The 23,349-nt window shown below is 45.5% G+C and carries 19 protein-coding genes and 1 tRNA gene; 13 read left to right on the forward strand and 7 right to left on the reverse strand.

Features of this window, described 5'->3' with window-relative positions:
- Positions 1–68: 68 nt before the first annotated feature.
- Positions 69–144, reverse strand: a tRNA-Gly gene (locus AB4517_RS13195).
- 180 nt (positions 145–324) lie between these two features.
- Positions 325–870, reverse strand: coding sequence for an oligoribonuclease (gene orn / locus AB4517_RS13200; RefSeq protein WP_010434065.1), 546 nt, complete (start codon positions 868–870; stop codon positions 325–327).
- A gap of 150 nt (positions 871–1,020) precedes the next feature.
- On the opposite strand from orn, the gene rsgA reads away from it, so the two are divergent.
- The 5 genes from rsgA to AB4517_RS13225 all read left to right on the forward strand — a co-directional run bounded on the left by rsgA (position 1,021) and on the right by AB4517_RS13225 (position 8,339).
- On the forward strand, positions 1,021–2,076 hold the full coding sequence (gene rsgA, locus AB4517_RS13205; RefSeq protein ID WP_017061306.1) for a small ribosomal subunit biogenesis GTPase RsgA: 1,056 nt from the start codon (positions 1,021–1,023) through the stop codon (positions 2,074–2,076).
- 125 nt (positions 2,077–2,201) lie between these two features.
- The gene (gene asd / locus AB4517_RS13210; RefSeq protein ID WP_017063172.1) at positions 2,202–3,122 is read left to right on the forward strand and encodes an archaetidylserine decarboxylase; all 921 of its coding nucleotides are present in this window, start codon (positions 2,202–2,204) and stop codon (positions 3,120–3,122) included.
- Between the two features lie 308 nt (positions 3,123–3,430).
- Positions 3,431–4,846 (forward strand): DASS family sodium-coupled anion symporter, encoded by a 1,416-nt coding sequence (locus tag AB4517_RS13215; RefSeq protein WP_017061303.1) that lies wholly within the window; start codon positions 3,431–3,433, stop codon positions 4,844–4,846.
- Positions 4,847–5,408: 562 nt separating this feature from the next.
- On the forward strand, positions 5,409–7,289 hold the full coding sequence (locus AB4517_RS13220) for a methyl-accepting chemotaxis protein (protein ID WP_372148459.1): 1,881 nt from the start codon (positions 5,409–5,411) through the stop codon (positions 7,287–7,289).
- A 162-nt stretch (positions 7,290–7,451) separates the two neighbouring features.
- Entirely contained in the window at positions 7,452–8,339 is an 888-nt protein-coding gene (locus AB4517_RS13225) for a DMT family transporter (protein WP_017063171.1), read from the forward strand.
- Positions 8,340–8,397: 58 nt separating this feature from the next.
- Here the strand turns inward: AB4517_RS13225 and epmA are convergent, their stop codons facing one another.
- The gene (gene epmA / locus AB4517_RS13230) at positions 8,398–9,369 is read right to left on the reverse strand and encodes an elongation factor P--(R)-beta-lysine ligase (protein ID WP_248402750.1); all 972 of its coding nucleotides are present in this window, start codon (positions 9,367–9,369) and stop codon (positions 8,398–8,400) included.
- 451 nt (positions 9,370–9,820) lie between these two features.
- Between epmA and frdA the strand changes: the two genes are divergently transcribed.
- From frdA to frdD, 4 genes are read left to right on the forward strand one after another with little or no spacing between them, the layout of a single operon-like run.
- Complete coding sequence (gene frdA, locus AB4517_RS13235) at positions 9,821–11,644, forward strand: fumarate reductase (quinol) flavoprotein subunit (RefSeq protein ID WP_372056696.1); 1,824 nt, start codon at positions 9,821–9,823, stop codon at positions 11,642–11,644.
- Entirely contained in the window at positions 11,644–12,408 is a 765-nt protein-coding gene (locus AB4517_RS13240) for a succinate dehydrogenase/fumarate reductase iron-sulfur subunit (RefSeq protein WP_009847917.1), read from the forward strand. The genes frdA and AB4517_RS13240 overlap by 1 nt, the downstream gene beginning before the upstream one ends.
- Before the next feature lies 1 nt (position 12,409).
- Complete coding sequence (gene frdC, locus AB4517_RS13245) at positions 12,410–12,793, forward strand: fumarate reductase subunit FrdC (RefSeq protein ID WP_017061300.1); 384 nt, start codon at positions 12,410–12,412, stop codon at positions 12,791–12,793.
- A gap of 12 nt (positions 12,794–12,805) precedes the next feature.
- Positions 12,806–13,192, forward strand: coding sequence for a fumarate reductase subunit FrdD (gene frdD / locus AB4517_RS13250; RefSeq protein WP_065584500.1), 387 nt, complete (start codon positions 12,806–12,808; stop codon positions 13,190–13,192).
- Between the two features lie 288 nt (positions 13,193–13,480).
- On the opposite strand, the gene efp is transcribed toward frdD, so the two are convergent.
- Positions 13,481–14,047 (reverse strand): elongation factor P, encoded by a 567-nt coding sequence (gene efp, locus AB4517_RS13255; RefSeq protein WP_017061297.1) that lies wholly within the window; start codon positions 14,045–14,047, stop codon positions 13,481–13,483.
- A gap of 33 nt (positions 14,048–14,080) precedes the next feature.
- On the opposite strand from efp, the gene epmB reads away from it, so the two are divergent.
- From epmB to AB4517_RS13270, 3 genes are all read left to right on the forward strand, one after another.
- Complete coding sequence (gene epmB / locus AB4517_RS13260) at positions 14,081–15,103, forward strand: EF-P beta-lysylation protein EpmB (RefSeq protein WP_136987099.1); 1,023 nt, start codon at positions 14,081–14,083, stop codon at positions 15,101–15,103.
- A gap of 13 nt (positions 15,104–15,116) precedes the next feature.
- Positions 15,117–15,662, forward strand: coding sequence for a prepilin-type N-terminal cleavage/methylation domain-containing protein (locus AB4517_RS13265; RefSeq protein ID WP_017067163.1), 546 nt, complete (start codon positions 15,117–15,119; stop codon positions 15,660–15,662).
- 105 nt (positions 15,663–15,767) lie between these two features.
- Entirely contained in the window at positions 15,768–16,256 is a 489-nt protein-coding gene (locus AB4517_RS13270; RefSeq protein ID WP_004733333.1) for an MgtC/SapB family protein, read from the forward strand.
- Between the two features lie 86 nt (positions 16,257–16,342).
- Here the strand turns inward: AB4517_RS13270 and AB4517_RS13275 are convergent, their stop codons facing one another.
- Together AB4517_RS13275 and AB4517_RS13280 are read right to left on the reverse strand one after the other, a co-directional pair.
- Complete coding sequence (locus AB4517_RS13275) at positions 16,343–17,821, reverse strand: diguanylate cyclase (protein ID WP_372148460.1); 1,479 nt, start codon at positions 17,819–17,821, stop codon at positions 16,343–16,345.
- Positions 17,822–18,013: 192 nt separating this feature from the next.
- Positions 18,014–18,571 carry a VC2662 family protein gene (locus AB4517_RS13280; RefSeq protein ID WP_017067162.1) on the reverse strand — a complete coding sequence of 186 codons (558 nt, stop codon included), beginning with the start codon at positions 18,569–18,571 and terminating at the stop codon, positions 18,014–18,016.
- 440 nt (positions 18,572–19,011) lie between these two features.
- Between AB4517_RS13280 and AB4517_RS13285 the strand changes: the two genes are divergently transcribed.
- Positions 19,012–21,432: an ATP-binding protein gene (locus tag AB4517_RS13285; RefSeq protein ID WP_372148461.1), complete on the forward strand. Its 2,421-nt coding sequence runs from the start codon at positions 19,012–19,014 to the stop codon at positions 21,430–21,432.
- 152 nt (positions 21,433–21,584) lie between these two features.
- Here the strand turns inward: AB4517_RS13285 and groL are convergent, their stop codons facing one another.
- Positions 21,585–23,231 carry a chaperonin GroEL gene (gene groL, locus AB4517_RS13290; protein ID WP_102397875.1) on the reverse strand — a complete coding sequence of 549 codons (1,647 nt, stop codon included), beginning with the start codon at positions 23,229–23,231 and terminating at the stop codon, positions 21,585–21,587.
- Between the last annotated feature and the right edge of the window lie 118 nt (positions 23,232–23,349).

Raw genomic sequence — 23,349 nt, forward strand, 5'->3', positions numbered from 1 at the left:
CTGAGCTAGTATCGCATTATAAAAGGTCTTTCACCTTTCGATTACCGCTTTCGCCGTAACCTACAAATTGGAGCGATACATCGGGTTCGAACCGATGACCTCAACCTTGGCAAGGTTGCGCTCTACCAACTGAGCTAGTATCGCAATCTGAAAACGTCTTTCTCCGTTCAGGGCTGCGAATTATAAGAGCATTTTTTTGTGATGCAAGTCCTTAATGCAAAATTACGAAACTTTTTACTCAACTGCTGTAAAAGCACACAGATTTGCAAAAAAAACGGCTCTTATGTCCCTGAAAAGTTAGATAAACGTGATCATTTTATTCGACTAGATGTTAATAATCGTTTTTCGGTAGTACTGCAGCTCGGCGATCGACTCTCGAATATCGTCTAACGCAAGGTGACTTCCCGACTTAGAAAAACCATCTAACACTTCAGGTTTCCAACGACGAGTCAGCTCTTTCAGAGTGCTTACGTCAACATAGCGGTAGTGAAAGTACTCTTCTAACTCTGGCATGTGCTTGTATAGGAAACGACGGTCTTGACCAATGCTGTTGCCACAAATTGGTGACTTACCTTTTGGTACCCATTTTTCAAGAAACTCAATGGTTTGTTGGATGGCATCTTGCTCTGAAACCGTGCTTTCTTGAATTCGCTTCACGAGGCCGCTGCCAGTGTGAGTCGTTGTACACCACTCGTCCATCTTGTCCAATTCACTCTGAGGTTGGTGAATAGCCAAAACAGGTCCTTCAGCCAGGATGTTAAGCTCACTATCAGTAACGATAGTAGCAATTTCAATGATTTTATGAGTTTCAGGATCAAGTCCTGTCATCTCTAGATCAACCCAAATAAGGTTCTGATCGCTAAAGGACATAAGGCGTCGCCTATTTGTTTATGTGTAAAAGAGGTACTATACCCAAATAACTATACTCAAACTAGCTTTAGGACCATCGAAATCACGTGGTACCAGCAACATCCTGTTTGAGTCCCCAATCATCAAGTTAGATGTGTTAAGTGAAAAATTGTGGCTAAAAAAAAGAAGTTAACCAAAGGTCAAGTACGTCGTGTACGTAGCAACCAGAACAAGCGACTCAAGAAAGAAGATTCTATCCAATGGGATGAGAACATGCTTGGCGGAACCAAAAGCGGACTCGTGATTACGCGCTTTGGCCAACATGCTGATATCGAAGATCTTGAAACTAACGAAGTTCATCGTTGTAACTTACGCCGTAGTATCGAGACTTTAGTTTCTGGTGACCGAGTGACTTGGCGCGCAGGCTTAGAATCAATGGCCGGTATTTCTGGCGTTGTGGAAGCGGTTGAGCCGAGAACTTCAATGCTGACTCGCCCTGATTACTACGATGGCCTAAAGCCAGTAGCTGCGAACGTCGACCAAATGGTTATCGTATCGGCTGTGCTACCAGAGCTATCACTTAATATTATCGACCGTTACCTAATTGCTTCAGAAACGGTAAACATCGCGCCGCTTGTTGTACTGAACAAGGTCGATCTACTGACTGATGAGCAGATTGCTGAATACCGTGAAACACTTAAAGAGTACGAGAAGATCGGCTATAAAGTGATGTTCGTGAGTAAAGAGTCTGGCTACGGCATCAAAGAGCTGGAAGCTGAACTCAAAGACCGTATCAACATCTTTGTTGGTCAATCGGGTGTGGGTAAATCAAGCCTAGTGAATGCATTAATGCCTACGCTAGACATTGAAGAAGGCGAAGTCTCTGAGAACTCAGGTCTTGGTCAGCACACAACCACGGCAGCTCGTTTATACCACTTCCCTTCTGGTGGTGATCTGATTGATTCACCAGGAGTGCGTGAATTCGGCCTATGGCACCTAGAGGCCGACGAAATCACTGAAGCCTTTATCGAGTTCAAGCCTTACCTTGGCGGTTGTAAGTTCCGTGACTGTAAACACATTGATGACCCAGGCTGCATCCTGCGCGAAGCGGTAGAAAACGGAAAGATCAGTCGATTACGTTTCGACAACTACCACCGCATCATTGAAAGCATGGCGAGTAACAAAGATAACCGTCAGTATTCACGCAACAAAAAAGCCGATCTCTAATCGCGTTTTTGTGAACAAATGTGTGCATTTACTGACAATTGGCGCGAATTTAAGTAACATCTCGCGCCCTAAACCGTCATCGACAGATTTAATTGAAAAACAATTAGCATTGGAAAATTAATACAATGGATAAGATTAAAGTTGGATTGCAGTACTGGATTCCACAACATGGATTAACTCGCCTAGTCGGCAAACTTGCGTCTGCTAAAGCGGGCGGCTTAACGACAGCGATCATCAACTGGTTCATCAAGCAATACAAAGTGAACATGGATGAAGCTCTGCATAGCGATCCAAAACACTTTAAAACATTCAATGAATTCTTCGTGCGTGAATTGAAAGAAGGCATGCGTCCTATCGCTGAAGGTGAATCTGTTATTGTTCACCCTGCAGATGCACGTGTGAGCCAATTTGGCCCAATTACTGACGGTCAACTGATTCAAGCGAAAGGCCATAACTACTCAGCTCGCGAGCTATTGGGTGGTGATGCTGCGCTAGCGGATGAATTTAAAGACGGTGAATTCGCAACGCTTTACCTGTCTCCAAGTGATTACCACCGCGTCCACATGCCATGCGACGGCACACTGCGCCAGATGATCTACGTTCCAGGTGACCTTTTCTCAGTTAACCCGTTAACGGCAGAAAACGTTCCAAACCTATTCGCACGTAATGAGCGTGTCGTTTGTATCTTCGATACGGAATTTGGCCCAATGGCACAAGTGCTGGTTGGCGCAACGATCGTAGGTAGCATCGAGCAAGTATGGGCAGGTACCATCACCCCACCTCGTGGTAACTCGGTTTACAAATGGGATTACCCTGCACAAGGTGACAAAGCAATCATCTTGAAGAAAGGCGAAGAGATGGGCCGCTTTAAGCTTGGTTCAACCGTTATCAACCTGTTCGCTAAAGATGCGATCAAGTTTGACGACACTATGCAAAATGGCGAGAAAACGGTTCTTGGTACACCTTTCGCGCACATTGCTGGCAAAGAAGCGCAAGCAAATGACGATGTTGTTACCGATTCTGCTGAGAACACTGACCAAGCTTAACAATTTGAGTTAACTCATTTAAGCTTTCAAGGCGCGTTACTTTTTCTATTTCAGAGAAGAACGCGCCTTTTTCTTAACTCTACCGATTCATTTGCTACTCAAGCTCTAACAACTCAATCTTTCAAACCCTGCCCAGCCACCTGATGCTTCTCACTCTTGTCTCTAATTGCCCAGATAAAAGATTGACCAAAAACAAAACAACTGTCGAAACCTTAAACAACTTTTTGATTTTCCAACCCGTCTCCAAGTACCAGAAATCCAGATAACTTACTCTATTTGAAGATATTTTATTTATAGGGTCTTTGTACATGCCTAAACTCAATGTTGGCGTTCTGGTCAAGCTGTTGATTTGTTTTGCGATTCCCTTAGGCGTGTTATTCATGCCGATAGATTCAATACCAATCGATGATCTCACGCTGATTCAACACCGCCTGTTGGCGATATTCTTATTAGCAGCCCTGCTGTGGGTGCTTGAACCTGTTCCGGTATTCGCCACTTCCATTTTGATCATTGCGCTTGAACTGGTGATGATATCTGACAAAGGTTTACACCTATTTAGAAATCCACCAGCGGGGCACGATCTCGGTGAGTTAATCAAATATACCGACATCTTCGGTGCATTTTCATCACCAATCATCATCCTTTTCATGGGTGGCTTTGCTCTTGCGATATCCGCATCCAAGTACGAACTCGATAACAACCTAGCTCGAGTGCTTCTCAAACCATTTGGTACAGAGCCGCGCTTCATTATGCTCGGCTTAATGCTGATCACCGCCGTGTTCTCAATGTTCATGTCAAATACCGCAACGACGGTAATGATGCTTGCGCTGCTCGGTCCTATCGTGGCATCTGCACCAAAAGGCGATATGGGTATCAAAGCGCTCGTGTTGTGTATTCCAATTGCTGCCAATACTGGCGGTATCGCAACCCCAATCGGTACACCGCCCAATGCCATCGCGCTGCAATACCTAACGGGTGAAAATACCATCGACTTCCTCAGCTGGATGATGATGGGCTTACCCTTTGTGATCATCCAACTCACCATCGCTTGGTTTCTTCTACAAAAACTCTTCCCTTCTAAAGAAAGAAACATGGTGCTCAAGCTCGATGGACAATTTAGAAAGAGCTGGCGAGCGATTGTGGTTTACATCACCTTCGCTGCGACAATCTTATTGTGGATGACCACCAAACTGCACGGCATGAACACCTATGTCGTGTCTATCATTCCACTGGCTGTGTTTACGCTCACTGGCATCATGGGCAAAGAAGAGCTCAAGCTGATTAACTGGGATGTGTTGTGGCTGGTCGCAGGTGGTATTGCGATTGGTATTGGCTTAGATAAAACAGGCTTAGCCGCTGCACTCGCACACGCAATTGACTATGAATCGCTCTCACCTGCAGCTGTGGTACTGACATTGTCTATCGTGTGTTGGTTAATGGCGAACTTCATGTCAAACACTGCGACGGCCAACTTGCTGATGCCGATAGCCGCTGCAATTGGTGCTTCCATGGAAAGCTTGGTTGCAATTGGAGGCTTACAAGGCTTGCTGGTTGTGGTCGCCTTCTCGGCATCACTTGGTATGATTCTGCCCGTATCGACACCACCAAACTCACTGGCCTACTCGACCGGGCTTATCGAAAGCAAAGACATGGCGAAGATGGGCATCATCTTAGGTATTGTGGGCTTGCTGATGGTTTACCTCGCCCTGTTTATCATCACCTAGTAAGCGTTAACGCTCCCCTTTAATCCTAACTAAAGCGCTGAATGTAAATTTGGCGCTTTTTTCGATCTATACCACTCCACCTCAAGCAATTAACTGACATTTCAATCAATAGGTAACAGTGATATTATATTACTTCACTGTTTTACAAAAAGCAGAGCAAATATATTTAGAATTTATGATTTTAAACACAGTCATTCAACTTAAGACAGCGGCACTATACGCCTATCATAGACACACCAATTCACCATCAAGTACGTCACTGTCATTAGGGCGTATTGACCTTTCGAGCTGATTTTTGCAGCGAATTGCTGGGGGTTTCGACAAGGCAGAGGTTTTGATGTGTAGCTAGCCTACATGAGAAGCCGATAACGCAGTAGAAATGACCAGCAAACGCTGCCCGAAGGGTTCGGCTAAAAGCGTTTTACTCTTTGTTGAGGGGGATTTGCTTAGAATGGCTAGGCTACTTCCCCCTCGCCGCGATTAAAACGCTTTTATCTCGAACAAAATTGAACCGCGAAAGGTCAACACGCCCTAGTTTTTGTCTAATAAAGAGGAATAGACCTTGAGACATACGATTAAATTTAAAATTCAGATCGCAATTGCGGTCATTATTGCCGTCGTGAGTGGCGCTCAAGCCTGGATATCGGTTAATCAACTGACTCAAGAAACTGAAGTCACGATCAATCAAGAAATGAGAAATGTCAGTGCTGGCACGACGAATTATATTGCCGATTGGCTCTCTACTCGCAGCGATATGATGCTTGCTAATGAGCCGACCATTTCAAGCAGTAGTAACTCTGACCGCGAGTTACTAATCACCAAACAAGCTGGGCAATTCTTGTCTGTTTATGCGGGATTCAGCGATGGCACTATCGCGTATGGCGATAAAGGTGAAGATTGGCCAGCTGGCTATGACCCACGCACCCGCCCTTGGTATAAAGATGCCAACGCAACATCAGACCTCGTCATTACTGAACCTTATCAAGACTTTGACGGCAGCATTGTCATCAGCTTTGCAAAAGCATTCAACGGTGAAAGACAAGGTGTCCTCGCGGCAGACCTAACTGTAACCAGCATTATCGACACCGTACTCAACGTGAAACTGGATAACGATGGCTTTGCGTTTTTAGTTGACGGTAACAACAACATCGTTGCCTACAGTGATGAAAAGCTAAGTCAGAAACCACTGACCAGTTTGAATCCGGAACTAACAGCCAACAAAGTGTCACAACTGATCCAAGGCCAAATGATCACTACGCTAACTTGGCCTGGCCAAGAGGATAAAATGGTCTACATTGCCAATGTCCCGAATACCGATTGGTCACTGGGTATTGTTATCGATAAGGAAATGGCGTTTTCCGCAGTATCTGACGCGATTCAGTTCATCGCTCTTACTTCTTTGATTTTGTATATCGTCATTTCGATTGCGAGCACAGTGGTGATCAACCGCCTGCTTTCCCCACTACAAACCTTGTCTGACGCGCTGACTCAGCTGGCTCAAGGCAGAGGCGACCTCACTCAACGTATTGATATCACGCGTATGGATGAGATAGGCAAACTAGCCGAACTTGTGAACCAGTTCTTAAGCCAGATGCAAAGCATGTTGAAAGGCGTTATCGAGCACAGCCATGATTTAAATAATCACGCAGAAAAAGCCAATCAACTGGCGACCCAATCATCCATTCGAGTTGAGAATCAGCAAAACGATATCAATCAAATAGCGACCGCGATTCATGAGATGTCAGCCACGGCAGCTGAAGTGGCTAGCCATGCCGAACTCACGGCATCCGCTTCTCAAGCGTCAGCCACCGCTTGTAACGAAGGCCAAGAGGTTATTCAACAAAACCGCGATGCGATTACTGGTCTTGCAACTCAAGTTGAAGACGCTGCCAATGTTATTCGAGAACTGGAAAACAACGCGCAAAGCATCAATCAGATACTATCCACCATTCAAGGCATTGCCGAACAAACCAACCTGTTGGCATTGAACGCTGCGATTGAAGCGGCGCGTGCGGGTGAGCAAGGTCGTGGATTTGCGGTTGTTGCAGACGAGGTTCGAGTCCTGAGCCAAAGAACGCATGGCTCGACCGAAGAAATCCGCGTGATGATTGATACGTTACAGAAGAATACCGAACATGCCGTTGAAAGCATGACCACCAGCACCCAACTGGCAGAGAACAGCGTTGGCTTCGCAGAGCAAGCTCATGGCAGCCTCTCTAAAATCACCCAAGCGATCACTGAAATCAACGATATGGCGCTGCAAATAGCGAGTGCTGCAGAAGAGCAACGCGCAGTAAGCGAAGACATCAGTCGTAATACGCAAGGAATCAAGGATGCCTCCGACGATCTTGCACAACAAGCTGAAAGCAGCCGCAATAGCTCAAATGAAATGAGTAACGCTGCCGAGTCGATGCGCCGAGATGTGGAGCGCTTTAAGGTATAACTCATCTCAAGCAACATAAGTTAAACCTCACCACCGAGCGGCAGGTGACGTAAACCGATAACTGAAACAAAGTGACTCTTTTCACAAGAATCACTTTGTTCTCAGTCCGGTTTAATGCATATTGATGAGCTAATTTATCCCAGACACAAGGATGTTATTCAGATGGGATTCGAATGGTTGGCTCTTGCTGCCGCTTTTCTTTGGGCTATCGCGAGCCTGATGTCAGTAAAGCCTGCTCAACACTTAGGTTCTTTCGCCTATAGCCGTTGGCGCATGGGTTGCACTGCTATCATCTTATCGAGCATGGCTTGGTTTACTGGTGGCTGGTCAACGGTCGAAGCAGACCTAGTCACGCCGATGATGCTGTCTGGGCTAATTGGCATCTTCATTGGTGATACCGCCCTATTTGCTTGTTTGAACAGAATGGGACCGCGCCAAGCAGGTTTGCTGTTCTCTTGTCATGCCGTGTTCTCGGCGATTCTTGGTTACTTCCTATTTAGCGAAAGCATGACTTCGGTGGAGCTGATTGGCTCGGCTTTGGTGTTTAGCGGCGTTTTAACCGCGATATTCTTTGGTCGTCGAGGACAAGCCAACAACCAACTCGAAACCATCAAGGGCACCGTGTGGATTGGTGTAGCTCTCGGAATCACTGCCGCTATTTGCCAAGCCTTGGGCGGTATTATTGCAAAACCCGTGATGCAAACCAGCATAGACCCTGTTGCCGCTTCAGCGATTCGTATGATTACCGCTTTTGTTGCTCACTCCGCATTTCGTCTAACTGGCGCTAAGCTCTCACGCGCAATCAACCCGATGAATGGTCAAATATTTGCGATTACCGCAGTGAACGGATTTTTAGCGATGGCGGTGGGAATGACGCTGATCTTGTATGCGCTTCAGGAAGGCAATGTCGGCATGGTTGCTCTGTTATCTTCAACCACACCAATCATGTTGTTACCAATACTTTGGCTGTACACCAAACAGAGACCAAATGCCTACGCTTGGATCGGTGCCATTGTTGCCGTTATTGGCACTGGTATCCTAGTAAGATAGTGGCACTGGGATTCTGGTCAGTTAGCCAAACAGTAAGTAAGACTAACTGAATAGAGAGCTAAGAGCGCGGGAACGGAAAAGCCGTCACATCATCGATATGGTCATAACCTAATGCCAGCATGATCAGACGATCAATACCTAAAGCAACACCCGCACAGTCTGGTAAGCCCGCTTTTAATGCCTCAATCAAGTGATGATCAATCGGTTGAGGCGATAAGCCCATCTCAATACGTTTGGCATTGTCATCTTCAAAGCGCTTGAGCTGCTCTTGTGGCTTGTCTAGTTCATGGAAGCCGTTTGCCAATTCAATGCCTTTGAAATACACCTCAAAGCGATCGGCTACTCGCGAGTCATTCGGGTTAATCTTGGCTAATGCCGCTTGTGAAGCCGGAAAGTCATAAACAAACGCAGGGACTTGTTGCCCTATTTTGGCTTCAACCCCAATACTAAACAGCAACTGCAGCAAGGTATCACGATCTTCTTCAGGGTCAGCTATATCGCTGAGCCCAAGTTTTGCTGCGGCTTGCTTTAGCGTAGCCATCGAATCTTCCAGGGGACACACACCTAACACGTCAATAAAGGCTTGTTGGTAAGTCATTCGCTCTGCTGAGCCCGATTTAAGTACCTGCTGTAACAGCAAATCCATTTCATCCATCAGGTCATGGTGATCAAAGCCAACGCGATACCACTCCAACATGGTGAACTCAGGGTTGTGGTAACGGCCATTTTCTTCATTCCGGAAAGACTTACAAATTTGATAAATACAGCCACTGCCGGCCGCTAATAGACGTTTCATATGAAACTCAGGGCTAGTCATAAAGAATAGAGGCTGACCGTGCGCATAACCCGGCCCTACGAATTCAGTTTTGAAAGTATGCAAATGCACGTCCGTCACCGTGGCGTGGCTCATCGCAGGCGTATCCACTTCCATCACGTTTCGCTCAGCAAAGAACTGACGAATTTGATTAAGGATATCAGCACGTTGCTTTAACTGTTTAATGGTTGCGGCCGGTTGCCATGTAGAGTGCATTATTGAGTTCCATATTACTGAATTCTAGGCGACGAAAATTACCACCTTTCATCGCTTTTGTAAGCTTCTATCTTTCTATTCGTGAAAGCAAAATGTTGTTTTAATGAAGCCAGAAAATTACGTTCTACAATACAATTATCAATACAGATTTCACCTCAACATTGATAACAAAAATCATACTCAACAAGCCGTTAACACCCGTCCTGTGGGTTAATCGTTATCAACGATTCATTGCCGTGATTGCAGTCACATAACCTATAATTTCTATGCCTCCATATGCATTACCGACCTAAAAACCCAAATGCATCAACTTTTCGAATACCTTCCTCTCTTACACTGAACCTACCACTTAAGGCTTAGGGGTGCTAAATGGTTCCTACAATTTAGAACCTCCTAAATAGGCTTTTTATAATAACAAGCGGAATACTCCGCATCACACTGGAGAATAACTGTGAAGACAATTACCACAGATATCGCAGTCATCGGCGCAGGCGGCGCTGGTCTTCGTACAGCTATTGCTGCGGCTGAAGCTAATCCTGAACTGGAAGTAGCACTGATTTCTAAAGTTTACCCAATGCGTTCGCACACGGTGGCAGCAGAAGGCGGTTCAGCAGCGGTAATTAAAGACGAAGATAGCCTAGATAACCACTTCAACGATACTGTTGGCGGTGGCGACTGGCTATGTGAACAGGATGTTGTTGAATACTTTGTTGAAAACTCGACTCGCGAAATGATCCAAATGGAACAATGGGGCTGCCCATGGAGTCGTAAAGAAAACGGTGAAGTAAACGTACGCCGATTCGGCGGTATGAAGGTAGAGAGAACGTGGTTCGCAGCGGATAAAACCGGCTTCCACATGCTTCATACTCTGTTCCAGACTTCGATGAAGTACGACACAATCAAACGATTTGATGAGTACTTTGTGGTGGATTTGCTCGTTGAAGATGGCGAAGTACAAGGCCTAATCGCGATTCACATGTCTGAAGGTGAGCTTGTTACCATCAAAGCAAAATCTGTTGTTCTAGCAACCGGCGGTGCAGGTCGTGTTTACCACTGTAATACCAACGGCGGCATCGTAACTGGCGACGGTATGGCAATGGCTTATCGCCACGGTGTACCACTGCGTGATATGGAGTTCGTTCAATACCACCCAACAGGCCTACCGGGCACTGGCATCTTGATGACCGAAGGTTGTCGTGGTGAAGGCGGTATCATCGTCAACAAGAACGGCTACCGTTACCTGCAAGATTACGGCATGGGCCCTGAAACTCCAGTGGGCGAGCCGAAAAACAAATACATGGAACTGGGTCCACGTGACAAAGTTTCTCAAGCATTCTGGCACGAGCAGCAGAAAGGCAACACCATCAAGCACCCACTTGGTGATGTCGTGCACCTTGACCTTCGCCACCTTGGTGAAGAGTACCTGCAAGAGCGTCTACCGTTCATCTGTGAGCTAGCAAAAGCGTACGTAAACGTAGACCCAGCAAAAGAGCCAATCCCAATTCGTCCAACCGTTCACTACACCATGGGTGGTATTGAAACTAACGGTACCTGTGAAACTCGTATTAAAGGCCTATTCGCCGTTGGTGAATGTGCTTCAGTTGGCCTACACGGTGCAAACCGCCTAGGTTCTAACTCACTGGCTGAGTTCGTGGTATTTGGCCGCGTTGCTGGTGAAGAAGCGGTGAAACGCGCTGCTGAATTCAAAGGCTGGAACGAAGAGTCTATCGCTAAGCAAGTGAAAGCGGTTGAAGAGCGCATCGCAGGTCTACTAAACCAAGAAGGCGACGAGAACTGGGCTGACATCCGTACTGAAATGGGTCACACCATGGAAGCGGGTTGTGGTATCTACCGTCAAGAAGACTTGATGCAAAAGACCATCGACAAACTCACTGAACTGAAAGCTCGCTACAAGAAGATCAGCATTAAAGACAAAGGCAAAGTGTTCAACACTGACCTACTTTACGCTATCGAGGTGGGTTACGGCCTTGAAGTTGCAGAAGCGATGGTCCACTCAGCGATTCTTCGTAAAGAGTCTCGCGGTGCACACCAACGTCTAGACGACAACTGCACAGAACGTGATGACGTGAACTTCCTGAAACACTCTCTATCTTTCTACAACGAAGATGCAGCACCAACCATCGACTACAGCGGCGTTAAGATCACCAAATCTCAACCTAAAGCTCGTCTGTACGGTGAAGCTGCAGAGAAAGCCGCTGCCGCTGAAAAAGCAGCAGAAGAGAATGCGAAGAAGAGCGAAGAGGAGCAAGCATAATGTCAGCGAATCGAATCCAAAAAATTGAAATCCTGCGTTATGACCCTGAGCACGATGCAGAACCTCACTTTCAAACCTTTGAAGTTCCGTTTGATGAAACCATGTCGGTACTTGATGCGATTGGTTACATCAAAGATAACCTAGATAAAGACCTGTCTTACCGTTGGTCTTGTCGTATGGCGATTTGTGGTTCTTGCGGCATCATGGTTGATGGCGTGCCAAAACTGGCGTGTAAGAGCTTCTTACGTGATTACCCGAATGGCTTCAAGATTGAGCCTTTGGCTAACTTCCCAATCGAAAAAGATTTGATTGTCGACATGACGCCGTTCATCGAGCGCCTTGAAGCGATCAAACCTTACATCATTGGTAACGACCGTAAGCCAGAAGACGGCACGAACATCCAAACTCCAGAGCAAATGGCGAAATACAAGCAGTTCGCTGGCTGCATCAACTGTGGTTTGTGTTACGCAGCATGTCCTCAGTTTGGTCTAAACCCTGAGTTCATCGGCCCTGCGGCACTTGCTCTTGCTCACCGATACAACCTAGATAGCCGTGACAATGGTAAAGCTGAACGTATGAAGCTTATCAATGGCGACAATGGCGCTTGGGGCTGTACGTTTGTAGGTTACTGTTCTGACGTATGTCCGAAGAAAGTAGACCCAGCGGCTGCAGTAAACCAAGGTAAAGTTGAGTCTTCAATGGACTTCGTTATTTCGATGTTCAAGCCAGACGGATCGCAAGTAAAAACAGCAGAGGAGGCATAATATGAGCAATCGTAAGCCTTATGTTCGTGAGATGAAGAGAACATGGTGGAGCAACCATCCGTTCTACCGCTTCTACATGCTACGTGAAGCGACTGTACTGCCTTTGATTCTATTCACTCTGTTCCTAACCTTCGGTTTGGGTGCACTAGTGAAAGGCCCTGAAGCTTGGGCTGGTTGGTTGAGCTTTATGGCTAACCCTATCGTTGTTGGTATCAACATCGTGGCACTGCTAGGCAGCTTGCTGCACGCTCAAACCTTCTTCAGCATGATGCCTCAAGTGATGCCAATCCGTCTTAAAGGCAAATTGGTTGATAAAAAAATCATCGTACTGACCCAGTGGGCAGCGGTGGCTTTTATTTCTTTAATCGTTCTTGTTGTGGTGTAAGGAGCTTTCGTTATGAACACAAATTACAAAGTAAAACCTGTTAACCACAACCCACAACGCTCTGATGAGCCAATCTGGTGGGGCCTATTTGGCGCTGGCGGTACTTGGTTTGCGATGATCACACCAATCACGGTTCTAGTGTTAGGTATCTTAGTGCCAATGGGCATCATCGATGCGGACGCAATGAGCTACGAGCGTGTGTCTGAATTCGCCACCAGCATTATCGGTGCGCTATTCATCATCGGTACGCTAGCACTGCCAATGTGGCACGCAATGCACCGTCTTCACCACGGCATGCACGACCTTAAGTTCCATGTCGGTGTTGCGGGTAAAGTGGGCTGCTACTTCGTTGCAGGCCTAATCAGCGCACTGTCTATTATCTTCATTTTTATGATTTAAGAGTTAAGGGCAGATTCGAGATTCGAGTAATCGAGTATCGAAGAGCTTAAAAGCAGAAAAGCGAAAGCAGAGCTAGGTTATCCAGCTCTGCTTTTTTGTTATTTGTTGAATATCTTATCTCTCTGACTCGGCTCTGATCTTCCTGCTTTTCGTATCTCGCATCTCGTTCACACATATCTGCTCTTCCAGCTCTTCGTATCTCGCATCCCGCATCTCGTTTACGCGAATCTGAACTTGGGATACAAAAAAAGGCCGCCTAAGCGACCTTTTTCAGATACTTGAAGTCAATTACTTCACACGACCAACGTATTCGCCAGTACGAGTATCAACTTTAACAACTTCACCGATAGCGATGAATAGAGGTACGCGAACTACCGCGCCTGTTGCTAGAGTTGCAGGCTTACCGCCAGTACCTTGTGTGTCGCCTTTAAGGCCAGGATCGGTTTCTGTTACTGCGATCTCAACAAAGTTTGGTGGAGTTACTGTGATAGGGTTATCATTCCACAACGTTAGAGTACATACGTCGTTTTCAACTAACCATTTAGAAGTCTCGCCTACTGCTTTTGCATCAGCAGCGATTTGCTCGAATGTTTCGTTGTTCATGAAGTGGTAGAATTCGCCATCGCTGTATAGGTAGCCTAGTTCAACGTCTACAACGTCCGCTAGCTCTACTGTATCGCCTGACTTAAATGTTTTCTCTAACACTTTGCCTGACAGCAGTTTACGAAGTTTAACACGGTTAAACGCTTGGCCTTTACCTGGCTTAACGTATTCATTGTCGATAATTGAGCAAGGCTCGTTATCCATCATGAATTTTAAACCGCCTTTGAATTCATTGGTGCTTACTGACGCCATGATTTTCTCTTCCACATCTTTGAGTTAATTTCAATGCCGCATATCATAACCCGAAAAGTCGAATCTGTTGAGCAAAACTGGCTCAAACAACTATCGAATGCGATCTCTGACCCGACAAAACTGCTTGAGGCATTGGAAATAGACCCAACACCATGGCAAGCAGGCTTCGCTGCTCGTGAGTTATTTGCACTTCGGGTACCTCTTAGCTTTGTCGAACGAATGGAAAAAGGCAACCCACACGATCCATTGCTACGACAAATTTTACCGCTAAGCGAAGAGTTTGAGGTACACCAAGGCTATTCCGCTGATCCACTGGAAGAGCAAGACAACGCCATTCCTGGGCTACTGCACAAATACAAGAACCGTGCACTGATGATTGTGAAAGGCGGTTGTGCGATTAACTGCCGCTACTGCTTCCGTCGTCACTTCCCTTACCAAGATAACAAGGGCTCGAAGTCTGTTTGGCAAACCAGCCTAGACTATGTGGCTGCTCACCCAGAGATCAACGAAGTTATCTTGTCGGGCGGCGATCCACTGATGGCAAAAGACAGCGAACTAGAGTGGCTAATTCATGCTATCGCACAAATTCCACATGTGAAAACAGTTCGAATTCATAGCCGATTACCGGTTGTGATTCCCGCTCGAGTAACGGATGAACTATGCCAATTGTTAGCTCAAACTCGCCTTAATGTGGTGATGGTGAGCCATATTAACCATGCCAACGAAATTAACTTAGAGCTCAAACAAGCTTTCCACAAGCTTAAGTTAAGTGGTGCGACTCTGCTCAACCAAGGCGTGATGCTTAAAGGCGTAAACAACAGCGCTAACTCATTGAAAGAATTAAGCGAAAAGCTATTCGACGCCGGTATTTTACCTTACTATATGCATGTACTTGATAAGGTTCAGGGCGCAGCGCACTTCTATATTTCAGATGAAGAGGCGAAGCATCACTTTAAAGGATTAATCTCTGAGGTTTCTGGCTACCTAGTACCTAAGTTAACCCGTGAGATTGGCGGACGCAGCAGCAAGACACCGCTCGACCTACACATTGAATAGAGAAGTTGTATCAATGAAACACAATACCTCAGTTGCTCCACCAGCAACCACATCTCAACCAGCGCTTAGGTTCAGCTCAAGAGGTTTCACCATCATCGAGCTGGTCGTGGTGATCGTGATTCTAGGTATTGTGTCGGTCACTGCAGCTTCTAAGTTCCTCAACCTTCAAACCGATGCTCGTATCTCGACATTAAACGGCCTTAAAGGCGGAATGGAGGGCGCAAGTGCTATGCTTTATGGTAAGACATCAGCATTGGGCTTAGATAAAGCAGCTAGCGCATCGATTAATGTTGAGGGTGACAATATCTCAGTGGTCTATGGTTATCCTGCAGCGATGAACGATCAAACTTGGTCACAGCTCATCGAATCAACCTTTCTAGATGCTGTTTGGGATACGGGTCGAGCTGACTGGTTCTTTACCAACACAGATGCGAATGATGGCATTATTCTTTATGCGCCTTCTAGCCGAAAAAAACAGGCTGATAACTGCTACCTTGAGTACCAAGAAGCGACAGAGACCACGACACCAGCCTTCACCTTAACAACAAGCGGCTGCTAGGTTTTAAGTAATCTTTATCAATCGTTAAGACAAAAAGTTTTTGTTCGATCGTCCGGTCTATTATTAGCATACTCGGCTCTATTCTAAATTTTTAGGAGGGGTGATATGTCACAATTTATAGAACAAACTCTCAACCTTGCCCCCTTTAGCTGGGCAGGCCTCGCTGCATGCATGCTGTGTGGTTCTTTAATCGGAATCGAAAGGCAAACACGCGGTAAACCCGTCGGAATCCGAACGTCGATTCTGATCATCAGTGGTACCTATTTCTTCCTCACCATGGCGATCAGCCTATCCCCCAACACACTCGATCAAGCTCGTGTGCTTGGTCAGATAATTACGGGTGTTGGATTTCTTGGGGCTGGTGTAATGATGACACTGGATGGCAAGATTCATGGCGTGACTTCAGCCGCAATTATCTGGGTACTCGCAGCATTAGGTATGATGATCGCACTAGGGCATCTTTCCCAATCGGTCATTATCACGCTAATGGCGCTAGTGATTCTGCTTGGTGTCGATAAAGTGGAAAACAGCTTCCAAAGCTTACGTCGTGGCGTTCACCAAAAGTGGATGCGAAAAGGTCGCGTGAAGAAATAGCGCAGCACTTGATAGCCTTAGTGGTAATGCCAATGATACAAAGAAGCCTAGTCAAACGACTAGGCTTCGCATTATTTTGGGAGAACTTAATACACCTGAATGCACACCTGATTCTTACCCGCAGCCTTTGCCTTATAGAGCTGCTCATCAGACGAACGAATACTCTGGTTTTCCCACAAGTGCCCTACGCTGTCGAACTTATACAAAGAGTAAAGCGTTGCGCCACCAGACACTGAGATACTAATCTTGTCACCCGTAGGGCATCGATAACTCTGTAGGCTAATGTCGTTTTGAATTCGCTCAAAGATCGATGAAAGCAACTCAGACGATTCACCCGTAATCGCGACAACAAACTCTTCGCCACCAAATCGAGCCACGGTATCTTGCTGTCTAACGCTGTTCAGCATCAACCGAGCAACATGGCAAATCACCTCGTCCCCCACTTTATGGCCATGCTGATCATTAACGACTTTGAAATCATCGATATCAAACACGCCAACACCAATAATCGGCTCTTCATCTTGCGCCAGTAATCGAGCCTCAAAACCACGTCGATTCAGCAAGCCCGTTAATGGGTCGCGCATTGCTAGCTCATTTAAACGCTGGTGCTCTTGTCTTGTATAGAAGCGCCATAGCCATAAAACCGAGAGCAGATACAAAACCAACAGTATCGAAAGCTGAATCTTCTCCATCTCTAAGACATGCAGAAAGTGCTCGCTCTTATCTTCTTCAATACTCAGATATAGCTGGGTGTTAATGTCATCAACATACAGAGGCTTGGAATACGTAAAATCCATAAACCCGTATTTGTTTGCGCCTCGAGTACTGGTGACTTTATAGCCATGGGTAGGGTTCGATACTAGGTTCGAGACATAACCATCGACACCCAACACCCCTTTAAACTCACCATTAACGTAGATTCCTTTGGTTAAGGTCACCACTTTCTGACCTGTCAGGTAGTCATCATATTGGCCGGTATACACCACTTGGTCTTGCCCTTGAGCTAAGCCAAAGCGAATCGTGTTCACCCAATAAGGCCTGCTATTCACAACCGAATCAAAGGTGTCGCCCTTAATGTAACTGGCAAAATCAGAAGGCGAAGAGATAATGAATTTCTCTTTTGAAATGAAATAAATCGCAGAGATGGTATCAATGGTATTGGCAAAATAAGCCATGGTCGGCGCGATGAACAGGCGCTTGCCCGCTTCGGTATAAAGGTCCGATTCCGGGTTGCACATCTCGCGAGGGCCAGAGAACATAAAATCAAAACGAGGGGCATGTTGCTCCTCACTGGTGAAGTAACACGTCCCACCCTCGATCTTTTTGTCATGCGAGAATACGTAGGTATCCCCATGCAGTGGATAAAGCGCAGTGATGTTGTACTCAAGCGCATTTATGATCTGTGTGAGCTCCGCTAAAGAGCGTGTTACGCCTTGGTTTTCCATTCCATACTGTTTATCTGATTCTTCCGCTGAATCAACGAGCAACAAGCTCAAAACTACTAAAAAACTGGCGGTCAGGCCTAAGAAAGCCTTTTTAAAATCGACGGTATGGTGGTTAATCAAAGCATATAAATCATCATTAGGAATTTATCGCACATTGTACTTATAAGTAAAAATACTGCAATAGAAAATATAAAACAATATGCTTATCTATTTTGGAGGGGCGTTTGGATATCTATAAGAAAATGTTGAGTTGCAATAACGCCTAAGTCAGATGCACTTAGGCGTTATGAATCACTATAGTAACACTAAGCCTTACTTAGCAAAGTTTACAATCGGGAAGCACGGGAAGAAACCGTTGTCAGCACAGTTGATCAGACCAACTTGTACGCCTTCGATTTTGTTGGTTTTGTTGAAGATACCAACCTGAACCGTAGACACTTCTGAAAGGTTCGCAGCGCCAACATCAACCATAGTGTTACCTTCTGAGTAGTTGACGAAACTCACGTTCGCGCCTTTCACATCATTAGTAATGTTCACAGCACCAAGGTTAACACCCGTTGTTTTACCCGTGTTCCAGTTGAAGAAACCTAGAGATGCACCGGTCATTTCTTGGTTCACTTTTGATGCACCCAAAATACCCAGGTTCACACCTGTGGTCGTTTGCGTCTCAGACATACCAACAACGGCAAGATCGACACCTTTAAGGTCGTTCACTTGTCCGTGAAGCAGAGCCAAACGCACACCGCCAACAGCATCTGAGTCAGGTGCGTTGAAGCCATTGATCGTTGAAAACATAACAGGCGAAGAGGCAAATGCCGCCGGTGCCATTACTGCTGCAGACACAGCAAGTACTGAAAGTAGTTTTTTCATTGGGGAGTCTCCACTGACTTATTGTTCACTTGATTAATCCATTTTTAATCAAGCATTTATTGTCCTTTATTCAACAGCTACCCATGTTAAATCAATGTAATAACTGTACTGTTGAATATAAGCCGCTAAATCATAAAGAGCAATGGTTAAGAGCAGATGCGGGATTCGAGTGAACGAGATGCGAAAAGCAAAAAAACAGAGACCGAAACCTCCGCTCTAACGCTTATTATTCCAAACAACAATCTAGGCGAGAAAATCAACATGTTTCACAAGCTTATAGCCCACACACTTATTGCCGCATCTAAAGCGATGTCATCCTAAAAAATTTATTGATAAAAGCTCAACAGACCTCAGGTATTCAAAAACTAATGTTCGTAAAATTCTGAAAATAAACTAAATTCTAATATAGGAATAGAACGATATGAAACAGTGGGAATAGCATGATTAAGGAACCTACGAATAAACAGACCATTAAAGCGATTATTTCGCGTGGTTTTTTGGCTATCGTGTTATTTTTAGGCCTCTATATCTATGTTAGCCATGCTCTGAAGAACAAAGAGCAGGACATGATTAATCTCCAGCTCAGTCTTTCTGAAGCTTATAGCGTTATGCTCTCTGTCAGACGACAAGAGCAGCAGTTTGTTTCCACAAGGCAACCAGAGATTCAAGAACAACTCAATATAAAGCGAAGTCAGCTGATCGAAAAGCTGGCTGAGATCGATGGGAAAATCGTACGAAGCGACCTCAATATTTCTTTTAATTATGCCAAAGTTGTCGAGTATCTCGACGAGTACCACACAGCCTTTTCATTATTAGCCCTTGAGTTAGCCAGCATACATGGTCAAGGGGACCAAATTGGGCTCATTGAGAAACTTAAAAACGCAGCGTTGACACTTGAGCGCTTCGTACATGAAGCCAATAATAAGCAGCTTGAAGAACTGTTTATCGGTACGCAAGATCTCATGTATCAGTTTTTTACTGGTTTTGAGCAGAAAACATTAGATCAGATAGTCGATTCACTATACAAGATCCAATACGAAGTCGAAGAGAATACCCGAACGATTACTGCACTGGCTTCGTTTAATAATTTCAAACGCCATTTTTGGCGATTACAGCGCGGGTTAAAGAGCGTAGGGTATAGTTCTGACAGCGGTTTGAAAGGAGAACTCACGAGCAGCATTTATCATGTTGAAGATGAACTCAATTTGCTGTTCACCGAAACTCCTAAGCGAATCGCAGAGAACTTGATACAGGTAAAGTGGTACCGCTATATATCAACAGCCGCATTAGGAGGGGTGACGTTACTGGTGCTGCTTTATGTTGTGTGGCGTGCCAGTCAACTTGAAACTCAATTGATTGTTTCACAAGAGAAAGCACGACAAGCAAACCGCGCAAAAAGTGCCTTTCTTGCCAATATGTCTCATGAGATACGGACACCGCTTAATGGCGTGATTGGTATGTCAGAAATACTGGCAGAAACCAAACTATCCGCAGAACAAAAAGACTGCCTTGGGACTATCTATACCTCTTCTCAAACCTTACTTATGTTGATCAACGATGTTCTCGATCTGTCCAAAATTGAATCGGGTAAACTGGAAATTAATCCACATACGACAGACTTAAGAGAGCTGCTGTTTGATAGCGTGACTCTGATTTCTTCTAAAGCTTATCAAAAGCAGATTAAGTTGGAAGTTGAAATTGATGGCGAGCTCCCAGAGTACATTCATGTTGATGGGAATAAAATTCGCCAAGTGTTGATGAATTTAGCCTCAAATGCGATCAAATTTACAGAACAAGGCTCTATCGTATTCACCGCTAAACGGCTTCCATCATTGGAAACAGAGTGTGTGGTCGAGTTTTCTGTTCGAGATACGGGTATTGGTATCGCAGCAGACCAACAAGAGCACATTTTCAAAGCGTTTTGCCAAGAAGATACCAACATCACCTCCAATATTGCGGGGACCGGATTAGGGCTTAGTATTTCGTCACGTATGGTGGAAATGATGGGAGGCTCGATAAACGTTGAGTCAGAGAAGTACGTGGGCAGTTGCTTTCATTTCCAATTAACCGTAGTGCCATCAGATCATTCTGAACATAAAAATCGTAAACAAACCGTTGTCTATTATTCAGATGCGCCATCGAAACTTTTACTCGATGACTTGTTCCGCCTTGGTTACTCACCACAACTAAAATCAATCGAAACAAACTTGGCGGCAACTGACCTCCCAGAGATCGCTTTGATGGAAGATATTAACCAAGCCAAAACACTGCATCGCTTAGCACCAGAGGTGAAAATCATCATAGTGAAAGATAATCTTAGTGATCCTATGAGTGAGTGTCATTTTATCTCAGGCTATGTGACTCTTCCTATGCTCGGTTCCCGCTTAAGTAGCATGTTGAACTCCGTGCTTGAAAGGTCACAGCCACAACCCCCTCAACATCAACCTGAGCCGATAGAAGCGACTGTACGTCAAAAAGTCCTCATAGTTGAAGATAACCGCGTAAATCAGAAGGTGGTATGTATCAATTTAGATAAGTTAGGGATTGAATATTGGGTTGCCAATGATGGACAAGAAGCGATTGATTTATATAAAGAGCATCATCAAGACATCGGCCTTATCTTGATGGACTGCATGATGCCGAATGTAGATGGCTTTGAGGCAACAGAGCGAATCAGGCGCTATGAAGAAAACCTGCAACTTCAGGCAACACATATCCTCGCTTTAACGGCATCCGTGCTCGATGATGATATTAAACGTTGCTTCGAGTGTGGAATGAACGATTATCTTCCAAAACCATTTAAGCGTGACATGATGCTGCAAAAAATTGATGAACAACAGTTTACGCACAAGGCAGGCTGACCAAGGAGCTTTGGAAAAAAGGGTGATGGTGAAGCTGAAATACAGATACGGGATGCGAATAAATAAGGCTTAAGAGCAAAAAAACGGAGACCGAAGTCTCCGTTTTCTAAAGCTTATGTGTGACTTTCTCTGCTATAGAGAAAGGGGGATGATTACATCATGCCGCCCATGCCCCCCATACCGCCCATGCCACCCATATCAGGCATTGCAGGGCCAGAATCTTGTGGCTTATCAGTGATCATCGCTTCTGTTGTGATCATAAGACCAGCAACTGACGCTGCGAACTGAAGTGCAGAGCGAGTTACCTTAGTTGGATCTAGGATACCCATTGCAATCATGTCGCCGTATTCGCCAGTCGCCGCGTTGTAACCGTAGTTACCTTCGCCAGCACGAACGTTGTTAGCAACAACAGACTCTTCATCACCTGCGTTCTTCGTGATTTGACGGATAGGCGATTCCATTGCACGTAGTGCAACACGGATACCGACGTTTTGCTCTTCGTTGTCGCCTTCAAGGCCAGCAACTTTAGATGCAGCGCGGATAAGTGCAACACCACCACCAGCAACCACACCTTCTTCAACGGCAGCGCGAGTTGCGTGAAGTGCATCTTCAACGCGGTCTTTCTTCTCTTTCATCTCAACTTCAGTTGCAGCGCCTACTTTGATTACTGCAACACCGCCAGCTAGCTTAGCTACGCGCTCTTGAAGTTTCTCTTTGTCGTAGTCAGACGTTGCATCTTCGATTTGTTGACGGATTTGAGAAACGCGACCTTGGATCATTGTTTCTTCGCCCGCGCCATCGATGATGGTTGAGTTTTCTTTAGTGATAGTTACACGCTTAGCTTGACCTAGGTCTTCTAGCGTTACTTTCTCTAGGTCTAGGCCGATCTCTTCAGAGATAACCGTACCGCCCGTTAGGATAGCGATATCTTGTAGCATAGACTTACGACGGTCACCGAAACCAGGCGCTTTAACAGCAGCCACTTTAACGATGCCACGCATGTTGTTCACAACTAGAGTTGCAAGCGCTTCGCCTTCTACATCTTCAGCGATGATAAGAAGTGGACGAGATGCCTTAGCAACTGCTTCTAGAGTCGGAAGAAGTTCACGGATGTTCGAAACTTTCTTGTCGATAAGAAGAATGAATGGGCTTTCTAGATCAACAGAACCCGCTTCTTGGTTGTTGATGAAGTAAGGAGATAGGTAACCACGGTCGAACTGCATACCTTCAACTACGTCTAGCTCGTCTTGTAGAGCCTGACCTTCTTCAACCGTGATTACGCCATCACGACCTACTTTTTCCATCGCTTCAGCAATGATGTTACCTACTGTCGAATCAGAGTTCGCAGAGATAGTACCTACTTGCGCGATAGCTTTTGTATCTGCGCATGGAACAGAAAGGCCTTTTAGCTCTTCAACTGCAGCGATAACTGCTTTGTCGATACCGCGCTTAAGATCCATTGGATTCATGCCAGCAGCAACGGCTTTTAAGCCTTCAGTGATGATTGCTTGAGCAAGAACTGTTGCTGTAGTCGTACCGTCGCCCGCTGCGTCATTCGCTTGCGAAGCCACTTCTTTAACCATTTGCGCGCCCATGTTTTGGAACTTGTCTTCAAGTTCGATTTCACGTGCAACTGAAACACCATCTTTAGTGATCGTTGGTGCGCCAAATGATTTGTCTAGAACAACGTTACGGCCTTTAGGACCTAGCGTTACTTTTACTGCGTCAGCCAGAACGTTTACACCTTCTAGCATTTTAATACGTGCGTCATTACCAAATTTAACGTCTTTAGCAGCCATCTTAATTTCCTTTCAAATTCTTTGTTTCGGGGCGTCTCAGCGTTATCGCGTCATTCTGAACAGTGAGGGACGAACGTGATTCAGAATCTACTCAAATCGCACTCTGTTTAGATTCCAG

Source organism: Vibrio sp. 10N.222.52.C3 (genome assembly GCF_041474195.1).
Taxonomy (GTDB): Bacteria; Pseudomonadota; Gammaproteobacteria; order Enterobacterales; family Vibrionaceae; genus Vibrio; species Vibrio crassostreae_C.